Raw genomic sequence first — 18,199 nt, forward strand, 5'->3', positions numbered from 1 at the left:
CCCCTCTACCGCGCCATGCCCACGGCGATGATGTCGCCGTCCGCGGCCGCAGCGTCCAGTGCGATGCCGACGAACCGGAGCATCGCGTCGGTACCGTCGACGAACGTGGTCACCTTGCCGGCCGCGGCGCACTTCACCGGCGCCCCAGCGGAGATCGCACCGGCGGCGGTCAGGTACTGGACCCCGCCCCGGTACACCCCGAACTGGTTGCCGGACGTGACGTCCTTCGACGCCACACCCAGCCAGGTCGTGGAGTCGGCGACGGCGACAGCACCGGCGACCGTCACCAACTGCCCGCCGGTGATCGTTCCGGTCGCCGACCGGGTGATCGCCTCACCGGGCTTGAACTTGGGCCGGTAGTCACCCACGGGTCAGCTCCTTCGCGTCGATGCCGAGCTGCGCCGCCCAGTCGGCGGCCTCGCCGTCCGAGACGCCCAGCAGGTCGGCCTGCTCCTCGCCGTTGCCGGTCGACCCGGCCAGAACGGTCGGCACGATCAGCCCCGGCTCCAGACCGGCGAGCGTGTCGCGGGTGCCGTCCGGGTCGGCCTCCCACGCCTTGGTCCAGTGCTCGACCCGAGCAGGCGAGATCCGGCCGTCTTCGCGAGCGGCGGCGATCGTCGCGTCACGCTCGGCGATCCGCTGCCGCTCGGCGGCCTGGATGCCGAGCTGGGCGCCGCGGCGCAGCTCGGCGAGGGTCGCGGCGTCGATGGTGACGACACCGTCGGGCAGGACCGGCGTGGCCGGCTTCGCCGCGACGGGCTCCGGCTGGACGGCCGGGGTGTCGGGTTCGGTGGCACCGCCACCCGGCTCGGTTGGCAGCTTCGCGTCGAGCGCCGCGAGCACGGCCGCCTCGTCAGCGTCGTCAGCCAGGCCGAGCCGAGCGCGGATCGCACTCAGGGACATGTTGTCCTCCTGGTTGGTTGGGGCGTCCGGCTCGGCGGCCGGGACATCAGTGGGTGGCGCCTCGGCAGGCTCCGCGGGTGGCGCTGGCTGCGGTTCGGTGATGACCGTTTCGCCGGCAGGTTCGGTCGGCTGGACCTCGACGGGCTGACCCGCCGGGTCGGTGGCCGTATCGGCGGCGGGTCCTGCGGCGCGGGGCGGCTTCCCCGGCCTGGACTCGGCGCGGGACGCGTACACGAGCCGGGACGCGGCCACCGTCTGCTCGCCGCCGGCGTCGACGTACCGGACGAGGACCTCGACCGGGTCGCCGAACGTGAACGTGTCCTCACCCGACACGGTCACCGGGACCCGGTAGTGCTTGCCGGTCTGGTCGTCGCAGACGATCAGCTGCAGCGGCTCCAGATGGAACTCGGTGATCCAGTACGACCAGGGGGCGTCGTCGTAGTAGGCGCGGCGCACATCCTCGGTGGTGACGCCCGCGGCGACCTTCGCCGGGCTCGGATTGGGCATGGTGCTCCTCTCGCCGGGCCCTGCAGCGGCCTGCGGTGTCACGGGGATTTGGAACGGGGCGCGAACGCCACGGCGGCGGGCGGTGACCTTCGCCTGATCGGTGGGGTCGTAGAAGCCCAGCTGCTCCGCGAGCGGCTCCAGCCAGCCGAGGTGACCGATCGAGTCGCGGCTCTCGTCGCCGGAGTTGCTGTCGGCGCCGGAGAAGTAGATGGCCCAGGTACCGTTCTCGCCCTCGGCCGGGGTGACGGTGATCCGGTCGAAGCCGCCCGGGTCACCGGTCCGTTCGACACGGACCCGGCCGGCGTTCGTTTCGACGTGCTGGACAGTGATGTCCGGGTCGTCGTCACCGACGTTCGGGTCGTCGGCGTCGTAGCCGTCCATGACGGTGCTGATGGCGTGGCTGATCCCGGCCCAGGACTTGCCGTCGAACTGGACGCTGGTGAGGTTCCCGTCCTCGTCGTACATGCGGAACGCGAACCGGTCCTCGGTGAGGTACATGTCGAGGCGGCCGTATTCGCCCTGGAAACGTCGGGCGACCGAGGCCCGGAACAGGGCGTCGGCAAGTTTGGAGTCGATCGCTTCCGCGCCGGTGAACTTGAGTCGCGTCTCGTTGTCGAGGAGTTCGAGCTCGAACGTGGCACCGCCGTCTGGCGTCGACAACTGGGCGTACCCGGTGGCGTAGGTGTGGCCGTCCTCGCTGGGCGGGTAGGTCGCGACCGACCAGGTCTTCGGACCCAGCTCGGGATTGGGGTCGCGGCTGGCGTGCTGGTCGATGAGGTTCGCCAGCTCGGAGGTGGCCTTGTCGTCGAGGGCACCGGACCGGTTGGGGTCACCGCCGGTGTCGTAGCCGAGTCGGACGCCGTCGGCGCCGGTGACGATTTCGAGTTTCCCGCCGGACAGGCTGACCTTGTCCGCGGTGACCGCGTCGGCGGCGTCGAGGACATCGAAGTGGGGTCCGTGTTTCCCGGCGTGGTCGCGTTGGTCGTGCTGGCCGGGCAGGTGCGCGGCGACGTCGGTGACCCGGGCGGTGATGCGGGTGCCGGTCCGGCCGGCCGTTGCGGCCACGCCGTACAGGGCCATCAGGTCCGGTAGCGACTGGAGGGTGCCGACGCCGGGATGGGTGACGCCGAGGAGCGCGACCGCGGTGAGGACGAACGGGTGGGTGTGGCCGATCTGGCAGACGAAGTCGTGGATGCCCTCGATCGACCGGTGCGGGTAGGCGGACGAGATGACGGACTGGCCGTGGTCGTCGACGGCGCCGAGCCAGGCGGGGACGCCGGCGTAGTCGCCGTAGAGGGTGTGCCAGTCGTCGTCGCCGGTGAGGTTGTCGATGTAGCCGAGGAGTGGTTCACCGTCGGCGGCCGGGTCGGTGAACCGGCCGTCCGTGTGGCCGATCTTGATGCCGGGCCGGTGGACGGCCGGGCAGTCCAGGGCGGCGACCGCCGCCTGCAGGTCCTCGCGGGTGGCGGTCCACACCCCGGTGGAGATTGGCCACGTCCCGGTGTGGATCAGTTCGACGCGGGGGATCCGGACGAGCGGCGGCGGTGGGGGCACGGCGACGTCGGTCACGGCCAGCACCCCCAGGGTTGGGACGGGCCGGCCGAGCGCCGGGATCAGGTGGCGGGTTTGATGCGGAGCTGGCCGCGGCAGCGGATGCCGCCGAGGCAATCCGCGTTCCCGCCGACGGGGTATGCGGCGTGGGCGTCGGCCCAGGTGGTGTATTCGGTGCCGTCGGCGGCCGCGCACGCGGCGCAGGTGTTCGTGTCGAGGGTTTCGTCCGCGACCCAGATGACGTCGTCGAGCTGGGAGAAGACGCTGGCACGGCCCGCATTCTGGGCCGCGGTCAGCGCCCCGCCGGTGACGTCGGCGACGAGCCCAGACCGGGAGTTGCTGATCTCGTCCAGGTGGCTGCGGATCGCCGTGTCGACATCCGTGCTCGAGGTGCCAGGCGCGAACAGGACAGCCCGGCGGGACGCCGCCTGCGCGTAGCCGGCTGCGGCCTGCCCGGCGAACACCTCAGCAAGCGCTGCCAGCTGGTCGTCGACCGAGGTCGGTGCCGGCGCGGCCCGACCCAGCACAGCGGCAACCTCGGCGGCCGCCGCTGCCGCAGCGAGGGCGGCGAGTGGTGCCATCGCCGCCGCCAGCACGCCGGCGATCACCGCGATCGTGGTCGTCTTGACCGTGAGTGACCCGAGCCCGGCGAGGGTCCCGGCCGCGATCACCGCCGCAGCGGCAGCCGCGAGCTCGGCGGTCAGGTCGTCGGCCGTGTCAGGCCACTCCTCCAGCAGCAGGTCGCGGGCCCGCTCCCAGTCCTGCTGCAGCTGCTCGAAGTCCGATTCCTGCTCGGCGGCGGCCGCGATCGGCAGGGCGAGCTGGCCTCTGGCGGGCTCCTTCCGCCGCGGCGCCCGCGCCCGACGGTTCGCGGCGGCGACCGTGTCACCAGCGACGTACGGCGCCGGTTTCGCCATCCCGGCCCGCTCAGGCAGTTTGTACTGGCGGCGGATGTGCGCCTCCAGCGCCGGATCCGCCGAGAGCGCACCCGAGCCGAGCAGCAGGTTGAGCGCCTCCGCGGTCACCTCATGCCGGGCACCGACGTCGCCGATCTTCACGGAGGGAACGGGCTCGTCAACGCCCCAGTTCCACTCGACGAGCCGCGCCACAACCTGCCGGGTGCAGGTGTCGGCGACCGCGTCGGCCTCGGCCTGGATGGCGAGGAGGAACAGGTCGATGAACTCGCCCGCCAGCGCCCGCGACCCGGTCTCGGTCGTGCCCAGGTCGAGGAACCCGGCGAGGGCCATGCGGGCCATCGTCTGGTCGAGGTAGCGGATGAACCCGAGCGTGTCCGGGACCGACCCGGTCAGGCCGACGAGTTTCATCGTCGCGCCGGGCGGCAACGCCAGACCGCCGGTCTCACCGACCCGCGCCGACGACATCGCCTGCTGCAACTGGACGTGCTGCTCAGGGGACGGGTTGATGCCGGGCGCCCACTCGCCGGTCGGAACCCCGACGGAGAATCGGCGGTGCCCGGTGGCGGTGACCCGCAGCATCTCCCGGGACAGCAGCCACGCCGGGTAGGCCGGCCGCAGCAGGGACTGGCCCCACCAGGCGGCGCCCTCACGTTCGCGGACGTACCACGCCATCTGTTCGGCGCGGATCTGCGGCACCCGCTTGCCGGTGTACATGTGCTGGGTGACGCCGGTGAACCGGCCGACCTTGTCGACGTGGATCTCGGCGATCGTCGTGGGGAGCCGCTCCGAGAGTTCGACGAGCCGGGCGAGGCCGTTGCGGATCTCGGCGAGCATCTCGAACCCGGAGTGCCCATAGGCCAGGTCCAGGAGGGCGAGGCGCAGGTGGTCGGGCCAGGACACGCCCCGGACCCGGGCGGCGCCGGGCTGGTCCTGACCGGCGACGGGCAGGCCGAGGTCGTCGGCGACGAGCTGGACGACCTCGTCGCGGCAGCCAGTCGGGTCGAGCGCGGACACGGCCCGCCGGATCGGCAGCCCGTAGGCGGCGAGGACGGCGGCGAGCTGCGGATGCTTCCGCATCTGCCGGTAGGTGTCGTTCGACGTCGGCCACAGGCAGTCGGGCACGTTGTCGGACAGGTCGGCGACGAGTGTCCCGTACGCGTAGGGGAGCTGGTCATCGAGGTAGCCGCGGAGCGTGGTGGGGGCGGTCAACGTCGCCCCCTCGTCCTACAGCGGCACCGACATGAAGTCGATCTCGTGGTCCCGGCCGGCCGGGTCTGGCTGGGTTTTCGGTGGCGGGGGCTGCCACCTCGTCACCGCGACGCGGGTAGCGAAGCTGCCAACGTCGACGGTGTCGTCGTGGGCGCCGTTCGGGAACGCGGCATGCTCGTCGACGAAGATCTGCGTCTTGTCGCGGGAGCCGGCCGGCAGCCACACCCGGCCACCGGACGCCCGCGCCGAGTAGGGCAGGGCGCGGGAGAACTTGTCCGACTCCGGGTCGATCGGGGTCAGGTGTACGCCAGTTCGGGCCGCGTCCCGGGCGAGGGTCGTGCCGTACTGGGACCGTTCGACGAAGAACGTGTCGGCCCGCCACCGTTCGGCGAGCGGACGGACCAGGTCAAAATGGTGTTCCTCACCGACCCGGGCCCGCATGAAGTCGAGGAGGACCAGGTCCCCGTCGAGGGTCAACGCCCAGACGGCGGCGACGGTCCAGTCTGCCGAGGTTTTGGTGGAGTTGGCGAGGTCGACGGTGCCGAACTTCCAGCAGTCCCCGAGCGACCAGATTCGGCCGCCGAGGTCGATCCGCTCACCGAGCCCGATCGCCGGGGCGGGGGACCAGTACCGCCACCACAGCCGCTTGAACAGGCCGCCCTCGGCGGGGGCGGGCCGCTGCTGGTAGAGGGCGGAGAACACGTACTCGCCGACGTCGCGGCGGATCTTCGCCCAGTCCCGCTGACCCCGGGCGGAGATCATCGGTTCGCCGATCCGCCGGCCGAGCGGGTCGTCGGGCGAGTCGGCGATGGCGGGGATACGGATGACTTCCCAGTCATCACCCTCGTTGGCGAGGATCTCCTGGATCGTCTCCGACTCGTGCCAGAGCGTCTGGATCCAGACGAGCTTCGCGCCGGGTCCGAGACGGGGGACGATCGCGCCGCGGTAGGTGCTGGTGACCTTGTCGCGCTTCGGTTTGGACTGCGCTTCCTGCATGTTCTTCGTCGGGTCGTCGACGACGATGTAGTCCCCGGCGCGGCCGGTGATGCCGGATTCGATGCCGGCGCAGTACAGCCCGCCGATGTGCCCGTCGACTTTCCACCGTCCGGCGGCACGGGAGTCGGCGCGTAGCCTGATCTCCAGGTCGGCCATGCCGTCGTCGCCGTTGAAGTTGCTGATCGCGTTCTTGACCTCGGCGCCCCACTCGCGGGACTTCTCGGCGTTGTACGAGACGGCGATGATTCGCAGGTCGGGGTCGTGCGTGAGGAGCCAGAGCGGGTTCCAGTAGGAGCAGAGGGAGCTTTTACCCTCCTGGGGGCTCATGAACACCGCGAGCCGGTTCTTGCCGCCCGGGTCAGCGAGCCGGACGAGCGCGGCGTTGATCGCTTCGAGTGCCGGGGTGCGAACCACTCTCGGGTCAAGGTCGCAGGCCATGTCGAGCGGTGACGCCCACCGGCGGGGTTTGGGCGGTGACGGCTGGAACGCTTCGAGGAGTTTCTCGAAGACTTGCTGGTCGAAGGCGGTGAGCGTCACGGCTCACCCCTCGACGGCGAACGCCCATTCGAAGACGTTGTCGAGCATGGGCCGGGCGGGTCCGAGCCCGTCGGGGAGGTGGTCGCGGACGACCCAGTCGTCGACGGTCACCGCCGACCACCCCGCTAGGTCGTCATCCCCGATAGGACCTCTGGCGGGTGGGCGCTTCCGTGTCGTACCGCTTCCATGCGCGGCCGGCGCCGTCCACGAACGTGATGAGTGCGAGCACGCGGCCTAGGCGGTCAGGATCTAGGAGGAACGGGTCACGTCTGGTGTACCTCACCCATTCCTGCAGAAGCTCTGGCGAAGGCGTCGTGTCAGTGCTTGAGTGCGCCGGAACCTCTTGGATGTAGATCCCACGATGGCCGACTTGGGTACGGCTGCCGGGGGCGAGAAGTTCAACTTCGACGTCATACACCGGGTGATCGCTGTTGTTCCTTACGCGCACAAGGCATCTGGCGAGGGTGTAGTCGGCAACCTCGGCGAAGACGAGTCGAGCTTGCTGCGAGTCGGCGTCTAGACGATCGAGGCGTCGTTGCCGCGCCTCCCACCAAAGGCCGAAGGCAAGTCCCGCGAAGGCAAGGACACTGCCGATGCCGGCAATCCAGTCGGGGACGCTGCCCCAGTTGACGGCGCTCTTCGCGAACTCCACGCGCCCATGGTCACGGTCGGGGTCAAGCCGGTCCAGTAGTCGTGCGAAGGATGGCCGAGCGCCCGTCCGCTGTCCCCGCCTCGTCGGTAGGTACTGGCGTTCCGGGTGCGTCGTCTACGCCGGGTTGGCCCAGAACCGGCCGGGCTTCGGCATGCCGTTGGGTCCCTGCGAGTAGTGCTGCAGGGACGACATCCGCTCGACCTGCTGCCCGTACGGGTCGCGCTTGGTCGGGTCGGAGCTGACGTAGATGACGTTGATGCAGGGCGTGTAGCCGCTGCCGAAGTTGCCGTGGACGACGGTCACTAGGCCGTGGTGGTGGGCGTAGTGCTCGTCGACGACGACCACGTGGTCGCCGGGCTGGACTTCGGTGGCGGTTTCGGCGTACTGCAGTTCCATCGGTTTCCTCCGCAGGTTGCCCGGCCGGCTCGATGCCGGTCGGTGGTCTGCGGTGTGTGCCGCGCCGGGCGGCCGGGACTTCGTGGGGGGAGGCGCCAGCCATGCCCGGCCCGACGTTCGTTGGCGCGGCCCAGCCCACCCCTCAGAAAGCCGGGCCGCGCCGTCCGGCACGTCACTGCCTGGTGCCCGCACCCTCCGGGAAGCGGGCCAGCCAGCGGAAGCCGGAGCAACAAAAACGGCCCCGACCGGGTTTCCGGTGAGGCCGTCGACCAGTAGTGACACTGGTACTACTGCGACGCATCGTAGCTCAGCCCGCCGCGGCGTCAAGGGTCAAGGTCGAGAACCACCCGCCAGAGTCGCCGCCGGAACTCCCAACCGAGCCGGAGCGCGCGACCGAGCGCGGGCGTGTTCGGCGTGTAGAGCACGAACACGCCCGGCCGGAGCGGATGCGGCAGCACGCACCCGACGCTACGCCGCCTTGCCCTCCATCCGCCGCCGGTTGGCGACGGCCGCGGCCCGGGCGGCGGCCATCGTGGTGCCGGCCTGCCGCTGGTAGCGCACGACGTGTTCGGCGAGGATCCGGATCGAGCCTTCGTCGTCGCGGGGGAGTTCGGCCCAGCCGGCGCCGCAGCCGACGCAGCGCGCCCGCGGGTTGTCGGCGGTCGCGTAGGCGAGGAGGGTGCCGCGCGCGCCGCACTGGGGGCAGGGGGCGACGAGTTCGCGGGGTGGGGTCCGCCACCCGGTGATGATCTCCGCCTGCCAGGTCCAGCTCCGCAGTTCGCGGCGAAGTTCGAGCTGCTCGTCCGACGTGCGGCGGGACGCGACGCCGACGATGCCGCGGATGTGCTCTTCGGGGGTCGTGCGTTCGTCGAGGTTGACACCCCACGCCTTCGCCCGCATCGCGGAGCCGAAGCTGATCGAAGCGAGAAGCGACACGGCGTCGATCGCGACCGGCACGGACTTGGGGCCGCCAGCGCCGCCCTGGTCTCCGTCGACGCCGGGTTCGGCGTGGTCGCGGAGCTGCTGGATGAGGCCGGGGACGGTGGTGCGGTGCGGGGGGAGGGGCTTGCGGTTGCGGTTGGCGTCCCATTCCCAGCGGGGTTCGAGGTGCTGGCGGGCGTCGGTGAGCGCGTGGGCGGCTTCGGCGATGTCCTGGAGGGTGTCGCTCATGGGTTTGGGCTCCTGTTTCCGCTGGTTGTGGCATGATTCGCGGATCAAGAGCGTCGGCAAGGCGGGCTTGATGGGCGGCGTCCGACGGTGCAAGTCGGGCGCCGTCTTCGTGTCAGCGCGTGTTCTCGTAGCGTTCGGCGACGACCCACAGCGTCTCGCCGTCCTCGGCCGGGGTCGCCGAGGCGATGACCAGACCGGGCCGGACGAGTTCGTGCCCGTCGAGGGTGAGCGAGCCGACCCGTCGGCCGACCAGTTCGGCCGGGTCGTGGCCGGCGACGGGCAACCGGAACGCGATCCGGTCGGTCAGCCGCGGGCCCGAGATGCTGGTCGTGATGGTGGCGCCCTGGAGTCCACGGCGCAGCGCGTCGACGTCGAACGTGCACCCGTCCGGCAGCGCCGGCCAGTCGCCGACCACGCCACCGTCGGCGAACCCGACCTCGATCATTTCGTCCTCGGGAGTGCTGGCCGCACCGACGAACAGACGCCCCGGCTGCGGACTCGTGATCACGTGGCGCCTCCTCGCTCGTCGGCGGGTGCGGCGCCGCGCGGCTCGGTGAGCTCCGGCAGTGGCGGCAGCGTCTCGAGCCGGGTGCGAGCGCACAGCGCGTCCCGCCAGTGGTGGCCGGCCGGGCAGCCGTCGTCCTCGTCCACGTAATCGGTGGCGGTGGCCGGGTCGGTGCGGGTGATGAGCGCGGTCACGACGTGCGCTCCATCAGGTGCCAGACGAACGCCCCGCCAGGCATGATCGCGGTGCCGATGTGCCGGACCGGTTCGGTGATCGGCTGGCCGGTGCCGTAGACCCGCAGCATCCTGGTCTCCGCCGTGTCGGGTTGGGTGTCGGCGTGGAGCGTCCACACCTCGACGGCGTACGGGTGGCGGGTAGCGACGTGCACGATCGGGCCGGGCAGTTGCATGTCGTGCCAGGCGTCATCGACGGGGATCGTGTGCCGCAGCACCCGGCTGGCGATGGTCATCGCGGACTCCTTCTGGTGGATTCGTGGCGGGCGGCCTCGCGGGCGGCGCCGATGAGGATGAGCGCGCCGGCGGCGGCGAACCCGGCGACGGCGCAGAAGCCGAGCCACCATGCGCGGGAGCCGGCGGCGTATCCGGCGACCGACCCGCCGAACGCCGCAACGGCGACGACGGCAAGGGCGCCGGCGGCGGCGGCTTGGTTTCGGGCTCGGCCGCGGGCGTGCAGCCAGTCGAGGAGGCGGATCATGTGGACTCCCGCTGCTGCTGGACGGCGGCGTACACGCGGGCGGCGTACAGGGGCAGCGGGTCGGCGGCGTGCTCCCACAGCCGGCCGTCGCGGCGCAGCATGTCGAGGAGCTTGCGCACCTCGCCGTCCAAGGCGACCAGGGCGGCGCCGACGTCTTCAGCCACGGGCCACCGCCAGCAGGTGGCCACCGAACGCCAGATGGGCGCCGGTGATCGTCGTGTACGACCAGCGGGAACGCCACCCGCAGTGGCAGGCGGACCAGCAGCCGAACCGGCCGGCCCGGTACAGCTCCGGGTGGTGCCGCCCGGACGGTGTCATGGGCGCGTCAAGCGGCACGGCGCACCACCTGCCAGCCGCGGCGTGCGAGCTCGTCGCAGATCAGCCGGGCGTCCCAGGAGTGGCCACCGCGGTCGGCGTTGGCCACGGCTGGGTCGCCGGCGTAGTCCTCGTCGCTGCAGTACTGCTGGTGGAGCGTGTCGGCGATCGCCTTCTCGACGTCGGTGCGCGGCACCTCCACCGTCAGCGTGTTCCAGACGCCCTCATCGTCGGTCGGCAGGCGGGCGCCGGGGATGAACGGCTCAGCCACGGTCGTCGCTCCGTTCGCGCTGCCCGGCGGCCAGGCCAGCGTCGTGGAGTGCGGCCAGCGCGCGGCGGGCGGCAGCGTCCGGGTACGGCTCGACGTCGACGAAGCGGCGGCCCCGCGACACGTAGCCGAGGACCGGCAGCGCGCCGGCCACCGCCTCGGCGGCTTTGCCCCGACCGTCGGCGAGCCCGCGGGCGTGCCCGTACAGCCACACTCCGCCGATGATCTGCCCGAACTCAGCCTGGTCGACGACGATCCGCCAGCGGCCGTCCTCACCGATCCACGGCAGCACCCCGGCTTCGGCGGCGATCCGCAGCGCCACGTTCTCGGGCGTCTCCGGGTCGAGCGGTGGCAGGGCCACGGCGGTCTGGCCGGGGCGGTTCGCTTCGTGCCACGGGTCGGAGCATGCGGCGCGCTGGGCGTTGAGGATCGTCCTGCACGTCGAGCAGCCGAAGGGCTGCTCCTCGTACGGGCCGAGCCGGACCGGTGGTGCCGGGTCGACGGCCGCGGCGACACGGCGCAGGTCGGCTTCGAGCGCCTCGTTGGCCGGCACGTCGGTGACGTCGACACACTCATCGTCGAGCGGGTGCGGCTCCTGCCGATACTGGCAACGGATCAAGCGCGGTTCAGCCACGGCATGCCTCCCGGACGTGATCACGCCACAGTTCGCCGGCGGCTCCGAGCGTCGGCGGGTCCGTATGGCGCCAGCCGCAGTCGCAGGTGACGTCCGCGCCTATCTCGGTGCGCTCCAGCCGGGGCAGGTGAACCGTGTCGCCGTGGGCCGGGCCGAGGTAGCCGACGACGCTGGACTGCCGCCAGCCCGGCTGGACGTTGGCGCCGGTGAAGATGTGCCCGTAGGCGTCGAACCGCTCGGGGCAGTCCGGCCAGCCGCAGGGGCGGATGGAAGCCTCGGACGCGGCGGCGTCAAGGTCCGTCGTCACGCCGCCTCGCCCTCGGCCGCCCGGGTGCCCCACACCTCGTAGGCCCGCCCGGGGATGAGCACGAGGCCCACCTCGGCGGGCGGGTTGCAGCGGCCGCCCTTGCGGTGCGCGTCGAACGCGCCGACGCTCGTGAACGTCAGGTGGCAGCCTGCGACGGCGCAGTGGCAGGTGCGTGAGCCAGCCCAGCGGACGCTGCAGCGGCATGAATGGGGCAGGTCTTCGAACGCTCGGGTGCCGGTGAAGTTGGCGATCGGACTGGGGGCTGTTGAGGTCATGCGGCTGCTCCGTTCTGGCGAGAGGATTGGCGTCGAACACTGAGGGGGCCGCTCCGCGCGAACCCTTCTTCGTCGTCGCGGAAGGTCGCGGAGATGGCGTACGAGCTGAGCACCAGGTCGGTCCGGAGGATTGCGGCAGCAACGGCTAGGCCGGCCGGATCGCCGGGAACCACGTACCAGATCACGTCTGCTGTCGCCGACGTGCGGTGGAGGACCTCGAACTCGTCGAAGCCGAGCGGCGTCCACTGGTTGCGCCGAACATGGGTTGCCCCCGCCACGCCGCCACGGACGAGTCCACAGCGAACGTGCTTCCACGCCTCCTCGACCTCTGCTGGTCGAGCAGCGTGGGCCCGCTGGCGAAGCCCGATCGGCTCGACCACCGGCGCGTCATCGATGCCCTCGATCACCGGCGCGACCAGGATGCCCTTTTCGGCGAGCCGGCCCCGGATGAACCGTTGTGCCTCGATGACGGTGCTGAACAGGTGGCAGGACTTGATCAGGTTGCAGATGTGGCACGCAAGCACCCAGTTCGTGTTGCGGTTCGCGCGGGCGTACACGTAGGGCACGAAGTGGTCCCAGTTCGCGCGAAGCTGGACGCGCTGGTTGTCCCGCCAGACCTCAGTGCCGATCCGGTGCCCGCAGTAGAGGCAGCGGTTGCGCTGCTTCGCGGTGATCTCGCGGCGGACCCGGGTTGGAGGGTAGCGGCGCGTGGCGGCACCAGTGATGGCGTACCCGAAGGACGGCGAAGGTCGCGTATCCGTCCCCGAGGGCTCCGAAAGGGCGGGCTCCTTGGACGAGTGACCAAACCACTCCCAAAACGCCTCCGACGCGGACGGGCGGCCACTGTTTCCCGCCCTGCGCTCGAATGGGGTCCCGGCGGTCACGCAGCCATCCCGTCGATCACGCCGGCCGTCAACTCGCCGCGCATCGCCGCGACCGCGTTCGGCAGCAGCGCCATCTGCTCCTCCGTCAGATGCAGCTGGGCCGCGAACGCCCGGATCCGCGACGCGATCACCGTCGAGATCTGGTCCGCCAGGTGCAGCCGCGCCTGCTCGATTTTCAACGTCTCGATGACCTTGACGTAGTCGAGGAACAGCCGGTGGTAGCGGTGGTACAGCTCCAGCCACACGTTCGGCACCGCCTGGAACTTCGTGTCGATGCCCGGGAACTCGCCTGCGAGCTTGTGGTCCTCGGTCGTCTTGCCCCACACGAGCGCGTCCGGCTGCACCTCCTGGACACGGTCGCGCAGCCACGCCAAATGGCCCATGATCCACGCGAACTCGTCGAGGATCGCCACCGACGCCGGCACATCCTTGATCGGCAGACCGAACGTCTTCATCGCCTGCTCCGCCATCACCAGCTGCCGTTCCGTCGCGGCCCGCTCGGCGGCAACGACATGCGACCGAAGATTCCCGCCGTGGCGCTCACAAGGCCCGAACCCCAGGTGTTCGGTGCCTTGACCAGCCGTCCACGAACAGAAGCCCTCCTCACGTTTCTTCTTCGCACCGCACAACGGACGACCATCCGGCCAGCGCCGCGACCGCTCACCGACATACCGCTCCCCACCTCGCCCACGATCACCGCCGCCCCCCATGTCGGTCACGGCATCCCGCCGAGGTCCAGCTGCCCGGCCCGCTCGGCCCGCCGCGCCCGCCGCCGGTCCTCGACCTCACGCAGCGACGCCGCGATCGACTCGGACTTCAGCAGGCCGAGCTCGGCGACCCGCTCGCTGTTCGCCGCCCGCCGGGCAGCGGCCTGCTCGCCGGCGATCCGCGCCACCTCGGCGGGAGCCCGGTGCCGCCCGGCCGCGCGGGGGCAGTCGCAGGGCACGTCGTACCAGGTGCCGTCGCCGTCCTGGAAGGCGTGCGTCGGCGCGCCATCGGCAAGGAGAGCGGCTCCGGCGGCACGCAGATCGGGGCTGTGGGTCATCGGGCCGCCTCCTCACGCTCGGCGTTCAGGGCGTTGACGACGTGCCGGACGATGCTCAGCCGGGCGGCGCCCGGCCCCGGGCAGCCGATCCGGCAGGCGGCGGCGTCGAGCAGCGTCTCGTCGGTCGGGTCGTAGACGCCGTCGGGCCGCAGTTCGCGGAGCGCCGCGATGACGCCGCCGATCGTCGGGGTGCTGACCAGGTGGAACGTGGTGTTGATGCGGGCGGCGAGCGTCTTGACGAGCGGGTCGTCGGCGGGCAGTGCAGCCAGGTCGTCCGGGAATCGGTAAGAGAGGGGCTTCAGCCGGTCGGGCAGCGACGGTTTCCGCAGCACGGGCAGGTTCCGGTTGTGGCAGGCGACGATGTGCCGCGCGACCTCCTCGGTGAGGAAGCAGCCGAGTTTGCGGGCGTCGGGGTCCTGCTCCTGGTGGAGCCGGGACGGCGGGTGGTCGCGGTTGAGGATGGACCAGCCGCCGATGAGGTCGTTGGGGTGGGCGTACCAGCGCTCTTGGATGATGTCGCTCACCGGGCCACCGCCTCGCGCAGGCTGCGGGCCGCGGGCGGCACCCAGTGGTCGCCGCGGTGGCCCGCCGTGGTGCCGCACGGGTAGGTGCCGGGCCGGCCACCGCTGTCCAGGCACGGCACGTCGACCGCGCACCGGTTGGGGCAGCCGAGCGTGTGCAGCAGCGTCCCGTCGTCGTCGGGGCCGGCGGCGGCGTCAACGCAGCATGTCCGGGCCTCGACCGCCGCCTGCTCGTCCGCGGTCCGCTGCCGGGCGGCCCGGTGCTCGGGGGCCGTGGTGACCGAGGGGCCGGCGTACTGGCGGCGAAGGTCGTCGGTGGTGTCCGTGGTCATCGGCTGGCCTCCTTCCGGCGGGCGAGGAGGTCGGCGGCGGTGATGCGCCCTTCGCCCCAGGCGCGGTAGTCGTCCCAGGTGACGCCGAGCCAGTCGTGGAGTTCGGTGTCGCCGGGGCCGGCGTGCCATTGGGCGATGAGGTTGTCGAGTTCGTCGTCGGGTCTGGTGGTGGTCATGGGTTTCCTCCAGGGGTCCTGCACGGCTTGGCCGGTGACGAGGTCGGCGAGGATGCGCTCGGCGATGGCGCCGAAGCGTTCAGGTGGGTTCATGTGCCGCCGCCCGTGGTGATCTTGGAGGGCTGACCAGTCCCGATTTCCCCCTCCTCTAAAGAGGAGGGGGGAAAATCGTGATTGCTCTGGCCAGCCCGGCGCGTGATTGCTTGTGATTGCTCGCGTGATTGCTTGACCTGGGAAAATGCAAGATCGCGTGATTGTCGTGATTGCTCGCGTGATTGCCCGGCGGATGATCTTGCGTGATTGCTCGCGTGATTGCTGTTAACCGACCGGTTAAATTCAAGCTGCTGCATCGAAGCCGCCCTCCGGAACCCACGACGACGGCGCCGCGATGAACCACCGGGCAGCGTTCGAACCAGCCGAACCGCCCCGCGCCCCGGCCTTCTGAACCAGCAGCCCCTTCTTCTCCAGATCCAGCAGCCGCCGACGCGCCTTCTCGATCTGGTTCTTCGACGGAGAGTCCTTCTCGAACACCAGCGCCGCCGCATCGGCCGCAGTCACACCGCCCGTCTGGCACTTCCGGGCCAGGTCCAGCAGGTCCGCACCCTCGAAGATCTGCGATGTGCCCGCCGGGCCGTTGTGCAGCACCTTGAACGGCCCCACGTCGTTCATCGGCTGTTTCAGGTGCTTGAACTCCACGACCGGATCCCCGGCCTCACCCCACAGCATGATCACGGACCCGGCACCGTTCACCAGGTGCGCCGACCCGTACACGTCCCCCAGCGTGTTCGGCGACGCCCCGTTGTTCCCGCGCTTCACCACGTGGTGCAGCTCGAGGATCTGCCGGTCGTCGGCGAGGACCGCCTGCCGCGCCCGGTTGTACCCGGCCCCGATCGAGTCCTCGGACAGGCCGATCGCCGCGTCCTTCAATGAGTCGACGATGACCACGTCCGCGTCGGCCGCCCGCGCCATGTCCAGCAGCGTCTCCGGGCGGGCGGCCACGTCGTACGGCGGCGGCCCCTTCCAGAACACGACCCGCTCGTCGAGGACGGGTCGTTCCCCGGCGGTGAAGACCCGGGAGAGCGCGCGGCGGATCTGCGCCGGCCGGTCCATCGCCAGATACAGCACCCGCCGGGCCGGGCGGACCTCCCAGTCGAGAACCTTGTCGGCCAGGCCGAGCAGTGCCCGCAGCAGCTGCCCGGTGAGGGTGGTTTTCCCGACCCCGGACGGCCCGCAGATCATGAGCGCTTCGCCTTCGGCCCACAGCACGTCGTCGCCGTGGCCCCAGACGGCGGGGATGGTGTCGGGGATGTCGAGGACGAACTGGCCGCCGCCGACGAGCATGTCGGTGAGGGTCTTGTCGGCCTGTTCGACGCTGATGCGGTTGAGTTCGTCGAGGTAGACGCGGGCCTGGTCTTTGTCGCCGCGCAGCAGCGCGTTCTGCAGGCTGACCGTCGCAGTGACCTTCGCCCGAAGGCGGGCCTTCTTCGCGATTGCCTGCGCGTAGTAGGCGGCGTTGACATCGGCCGGCACAAGCGACGCGCAGTGGCGGAGGAAGCCAATGCCACCGACGTCGCGCAGTGCCCGGTCGGCTTCGAGCCGGTCGGCGACCGCGACGGGTTCGGTGGGGTCGCCGAGGGCGTAGGCCGCGACGAGCGCCCGGTAGACGGTGGCGTGCGCCTCCCGGTAGAAGTCGCTGCTGGTCAGGTGCTCGGTGATGGTGTCGCCGCGGGCGGCGTCGGCCATGAACGCCCCGAGGAGGATCTTCTCCATGTCGTCGTCGTGGGTGCGCTGCACCCACCGTTCGGTGCGGGGCTGTTCGTCGTCGGCGGGCCGGCGGCTGTTGATGGCGGCGACGCGTCCGCCGCGGTGTTGGTCGCGGTCGGCGTGGGCCGGCCGGTTGCGGGTGTTGGTCATGCGGTGGACTCCCGGTGGTGGTCGCCGGCGAGCCAGGCGCGCAGGAGGGGGAAGATGGTCAGGTCGTTGGCCGGGCAGTCGGCGGCGTGTTCGAAGACGCCGCGGATGACGTTGCCGTGGCGTTTCGCGGCCTGGCGTTGGCGGGCTCGGCGCTGCTGCCTGGTGAGTTGGACGGTGGAGCTGCCGCAGGGGCAGGTGCCGCTGATGGTGGCGATGCGGCGCCGGGCGAGCCCTTCGCGGATGGCGGGCGGCGCGTCGTCGGGGACGACGGGGACGATGAAGAGGACCCGGTCGCCGTTGGGGTAGTCGCGGACGACGTGTTCGGTTGCCAGGGCACGGGGCATCAGGCAGCTACCTCCTCGGTGATGCCGGGCCACCCGCAGCCGCACACGGCCCGGCCGTCGACGGCCGTGATCCGGCTATAGGCGTGGAACGGGCACGGCTCGACGAGGTCAGCGCCGGGGGCGTGTTTGACGGGCCCGGCGCCCCACGCGTTGTAGCCGGTGCCGACGACGCGGATGGGGACGATGTCGCCGCAGGCGAGGCACTGCCCGCACCGGTTGCCGGGCAGTTCGGTCCACAGGGTGCGGGACCGGGAGCCGGGGCACACGGCGGGTGGTGTCTGCCAGCGGGGGCTGAAGACGAGCGGCGGAAGCCCGGCGGGCGCGTCGTCCTGGCCGGCGCCGAGTGCGCGGCCGACGCAGGTGCCGCAGACGGGTTCGCCGGCGGGGACATCGTCGGTGAGCCAGAGCGGCCCCCACTTTCCGCCGTCGACGCCGGACGGGCCGCACCAGTAGCCGTAGATGGTGCGCCCGTCGGTCCAGAGGACGGCGTTGCGGACGCGGTGCCAGCGGCTGTTGCCGCGGCCGCGGACATAGCGCGGCGCCTCGGTCAGGGGAAGCTGGCCGGACCAGTCGGCGCCGCCGCTGGTGGTCGGGGGGAGGAGTGCGACAGGCATCAGGCGGCCTCCCGTCCGGGGTGGTCGCCAGGCCGCGGCACGTCGGTGGTGGTGTCGAAACGGCGCCGGTGTTCGACGGCGGCGATGGCGCGGAGGTGCCGGTCGCGGATTTCGGCCCACGGCTGCCGCTGGACGTCGCGCCACGCGGCGAGCTGCGCGGCGGGGGACACGGTGGCCCATGCCCAGCGGATGGCGGGCATGATCTCGGCGGCGAGCGATTCGCGGCCGCGCCAGTATGCGGTTTCGATGTCGCGGCGGGCGGAGGCGAGCCCGGCGGTGTAGCCGACGGCGAGGGCCTGCGCTTCGCGCCTGGTGCGGGCCTGCCACGGGCCGCCGACGGTGGGCACGGCCGGCCAGTCGGGCGGGTCGGCGGTGACGTGTCGGCGGACGACGACGCGGCGGGTGCGGGCCCGTGCGGCGCGCGGGGGGAGGACGGCGGTCATGCGACACCGCCGCGGATGTAGACGCCGGTTTGAGTGTCGTTGCCGGCGTCTGTCGAATTGAAGCTCATCG

At 71.4% G+C, this 18,199-nt stretch carries 29 protein-coding genes; all 29 read right to left on the reverse strand.

The genetic code is table 11. The features are described from left to right. Window positions 1-5 precede the first annotated feature (5 nt). Window positions 6-368 (reverse strand): capsid cement protein, encoded by a 363-nt coding sequence (locus IEZ31_RS31575; protein ID WP_190253681.1) that lies wholly within the window; start codon window positions 366-368, stop codon window positions 6-8. Next, the gene (locus IEZ31_RS31580) at window positions 361-2,979 is read right to left on the reverse strand and encodes a phage protease (protein WP_190253682.1); all 2,619 of its coding nucleotides are present in this window, start codon (window positions 2,977-2,979) and stop codon (window positions 361-363) included. Before IEZ31_RS31580 ends, IEZ31_RS31575 begins: the two co-directional genes overlap by 8 nt. A 44-nt stretch (window positions 2,980-3,023) precedes the next feature. Further along, window positions 3,024-5,087, reverse strand: coding sequence for a phage portal protein family protein (locus IEZ31_RS31585; protein WP_190253683.1), 2,064 nt, complete (start codon window positions 5,085-5,087; stop codon window positions 3,024-3,026). A 15-nt stretch (window positions 5,088-5,102) separates the two neighbouring features. After that, a complete protein-coding gene (gene terL, locus IEZ31_RS31590; protein ID WP_190253684.1) occupies window positions 5,103-6,620 on the reverse strand; it encodes a phage terminase large subunit in 1,518 nt (505 codons plus the stop codon). Between the two features lie 133 nt (window positions 6,621-6,753). Then, complete coding sequence (locus IEZ31_RS31595; protein ID WP_190253685.1) at window positions 6,754-7,272, reverse strand: hypothetical protein; 519 nt, start codon at window positions 7,270-7,272, stop codon at window positions 6,754-6,756. Between the two features lie 114 nt (window positions 7,273-7,386). Next, window positions 7,387-7,668 carry a hypothetical protein gene (locus IEZ31_RS31600; RefSeq protein ID WP_190253686.1) on the reverse strand — a complete coding sequence of 94 codons (282 nt, stop codon included), beginning with the start codon at window positions 7,666-7,668 and terminating at the stop codon, window positions 7,387-7,389. Window positions 7,669-7,991: 323 nt separating this feature from the next. Next, window positions 7,992-8,126 carry a hypothetical protein gene (locus tag IEZ31_RS58295; RefSeq protein ID WP_268241702.1) on the reverse strand — a complete coding sequence of 45 codons (135 nt, stop codon included), beginning with the start codon at window positions 8,124-8,126 and terminating at the stop codon, window positions 7,992-7,994. Between the two features lie 10 nt (window positions 8,127-8,136). Then, window positions 8,137-8,838: a DUF7341 domain-containing protein gene (locus IEZ31_RS31605; protein WP_190253687.1), complete on the reverse strand. Its 702-nt coding sequence runs from the start codon at window positions 8,836-8,838 to the stop codon at window positions 8,137-8,139. A gap of 112 nt (window positions 8,839-8,950) precedes the next feature. After that, complete coding sequence (locus tag IEZ31_RS31610; protein WP_190253688.1) at window positions 8,951-9,346, reverse strand: hypothetical protein; 396 nt, start codon at window positions 9,344-9,346, stop codon at window positions 8,951-8,953. Continuing rightward, window positions 9,343-9,537, reverse strand: a complete 195-nt coding sequence (locus tag IEZ31_RS31615) for a hypothetical protein (protein WP_190253689.1) — start codon at window positions 9,535-9,537, stop codon at window positions 9,343-9,345. Before IEZ31_RS31615 ends, IEZ31_RS31610 begins: the two co-directional genes overlap by 4 nt. Continuing rightward, complete coding sequence (locus tag IEZ31_RS31620) at window positions 9,534-9,812, reverse strand: DUF7352 domain-containing protein (protein ID WP_190253690.1); 279 nt, start codon at window positions 9,810-9,812, stop codon at window positions 9,534-9,536. Before IEZ31_RS31620 ends, IEZ31_RS31615 begins: the two co-directional genes overlap by 4 nt. Next, entirely contained in the window at window positions 9,809-10,057 is a 249-nt protein-coding gene (locus IEZ31_RS31625; RefSeq protein ID WP_190253691.1) for a hypothetical protein, read from the reverse strand. Before IEZ31_RS31625 ends, IEZ31_RS31620 begins: the two co-directional genes overlap by 4 nt. Next, complete coding sequence (locus IEZ31_RS31630) at window positions 10,054-10,221, reverse strand: hypothetical protein (protein WP_190253692.1); 168 nt, start codon at window positions 10,219-10,221, stop codon at window positions 10,054-10,056. Before IEZ31_RS31630 ends, IEZ31_RS31625 begins: the two co-directional genes overlap by 4 nt. Continuing rightward, window positions 10,214-10,393 (reverse strand): hypothetical protein, encoded by a 180-nt coding sequence (locus IEZ31_RS31635; protein ID WP_190253693.1) that lies wholly within the window; start codon window positions 10,391-10,393, stop codon window positions 10,214-10,216. The genes IEZ31_RS31630 and IEZ31_RS31635 overlap by 8 nt, the downstream gene beginning before the upstream one ends. Next, a complete protein-coding gene (locus IEZ31_RS31640; protein ID WP_190253694.1) occupies window positions 10,383-10,643 on the reverse strand; it encodes a hypothetical protein in 261 nt (86 codons plus the stop codon). Before IEZ31_RS31640 ends, IEZ31_RS31635 begins: the two co-directional genes overlap by 11 nt. Next, window positions 10,636-11,274, reverse strand: coding sequence for a hypothetical protein (locus IEZ31_RS31645; protein WP_190253695.1), 639 nt, complete (start codon window positions 11,272-11,274; stop codon window positions 10,636-10,638). The genes IEZ31_RS31640 and IEZ31_RS31645 overlap by 8 nt, the downstream gene beginning before the upstream one ends. Continuing rightward, window positions 11,267-11,581: a hypothetical protein gene (locus IEZ31_RS31650; RefSeq protein ID WP_190253696.1), complete on the reverse strand. Its 315-nt coding sequence runs from the start codon at window positions 11,579-11,581 to the stop codon at window positions 11,267-11,269. Before IEZ31_RS31650 ends, IEZ31_RS31645 begins: the two co-directional genes overlap by 8 nt. Further along, window positions 11,578-11,856 (reverse strand): FDXHR family putative zinc-binding protein, encoded by a 279-nt coding sequence (locus IEZ31_RS31655; protein ID WP_190253697.1) that lies wholly within the window; start codon window positions 11,854-11,856, stop codon window positions 11,578-11,580. Before IEZ31_RS31655 ends, IEZ31_RS31650 begins: the two co-directional genes overlap by 4 nt. Then, on the reverse strand, window positions 11,853-12,740 hold the full coding sequence (locus IEZ31_RS31660; RefSeq protein ID WP_190253698.1) for an HNH endonuclease: 888 nt from the start codon (window positions 12,738-12,740) through the stop codon (window positions 11,853-11,855). The genes IEZ31_RS31655 and IEZ31_RS31660 overlap by 4 nt, the downstream gene beginning before the upstream one ends. After that, window positions 12,737-13,450 carry a hypothetical protein gene (locus tag IEZ31_RS31665; protein ID WP_190253699.1) on the reverse strand — a complete coding sequence of 238 codons (714 nt, stop codon included), beginning with the start codon at window positions 13,448-13,450 and terminating at the stop codon, window positions 12,737-12,739. The genes IEZ31_RS31660 and IEZ31_RS31665 overlap by 4 nt, the downstream gene beginning before the upstream one ends. 5 nt (window positions 13,451-13,455) lie before the next feature. Next, on the reverse strand, window positions 13,456-13,785 hold the full coding sequence (locus IEZ31_RS31670) for a hypothetical protein (RefSeq protein ID WP_190253700.1): 330 nt from the start codon (window positions 13,783-13,785) through the stop codon (window positions 13,456-13,458). Then, complete coding sequence (locus tag IEZ31_RS31675) at window positions 13,782-14,309, reverse strand: hypothetical protein (RefSeq protein WP_190253701.1); 528 nt, start codon at window positions 14,307-14,309, stop codon at window positions 13,782-13,784. Before IEZ31_RS31675 ends, IEZ31_RS31670 begins: the two co-directional genes overlap by 4 nt. After that, on the reverse strand, window positions 14,306-14,638 hold the full coding sequence (locus tag IEZ31_RS31680) for a hypothetical protein (RefSeq protein WP_190253702.1): 333 nt from the start codon (window positions 14,636-14,638) through the stop codon (window positions 14,306-14,308). Before IEZ31_RS31680 ends, IEZ31_RS31675 begins: the two co-directional genes overlap by 4 nt. Continuing rightward, window positions 14,635-14,907 carry a hypothetical protein gene (locus IEZ31_RS31685; RefSeq protein ID WP_229836013.1) on the reverse strand — a complete coding sequence of 91 codons (273 nt, stop codon included), beginning with the start codon at window positions 14,905-14,907 and terminating at the stop codon, window positions 14,635-14,637. Before IEZ31_RS31685 ends, IEZ31_RS31680 begins: the two co-directional genes overlap by 4 nt. Further along, window positions 14,904-15,164, reverse strand: a complete 261-nt coding sequence (locus tag IEZ31_RS31690) for a hypothetical protein (protein WP_190253703.1) — start codon at window positions 15,162-15,164, stop codon at window positions 14,904-14,906. Before IEZ31_RS31690 ends, IEZ31_RS31685 begins: the two co-directional genes overlap by 4 nt. After that, complete coding sequence (locus IEZ31_RS31695; protein ID WP_190253704.1) at window positions 15,151-16,728, reverse strand: DnaB-like helicase N-terminal domain-containing protein; 1,578 nt, start codon at window positions 16,726-16,728, stop codon at window positions 15,151-15,153. The genes IEZ31_RS31690 and IEZ31_RS31695 overlap by 14 nt, the downstream gene beginning before the upstream one ends. Further along, window positions 16,725-17,072 (reverse strand): hypothetical protein, encoded by a 348-nt coding sequence (locus IEZ31_RS31700; RefSeq protein ID WP_190253705.1) that lies wholly within the window; start codon window positions 17,070-17,072, stop codon window positions 16,725-16,727. The genes IEZ31_RS31695 and IEZ31_RS31700 overlap by 4 nt, the downstream gene beginning before the upstream one ends. After that, on the reverse strand, window positions 17,072-17,686 hold the full coding sequence (locus IEZ31_RS31705; RefSeq protein ID WP_190253706.1) for a hypothetical protein: 615 nt from the start codon (window positions 17,684-17,686) through the stop codon (window positions 17,072-17,074). Before IEZ31_RS31705 ends, IEZ31_RS31700 begins: the two co-directional genes overlap by 1 nt. After that, window positions 17,686-18,129, reverse strand: coding sequence for a hypothetical protein (locus IEZ31_RS31710; RefSeq protein ID WP_190253707.1), 444 nt, complete (start codon window positions 18,127-18,129; stop codon window positions 17,686-17,688). The genes IEZ31_RS31705 and IEZ31_RS31710 overlap by 1 nt, the downstream gene beginning before the upstream one ends. Between the last annotated feature and the right edge of the window lie 70 nt (window positions 18,130-18,199).

This window comes from Dactylosporangium sucinum (assembly GCF_014647515.1).
GTDB classification, from domain to species: Bacteria; Actinomycetota; Actinomycetes; order Mycobacteriales; family Micromonosporaceae; genus Dactylosporangium; species Dactylosporangium sucinum.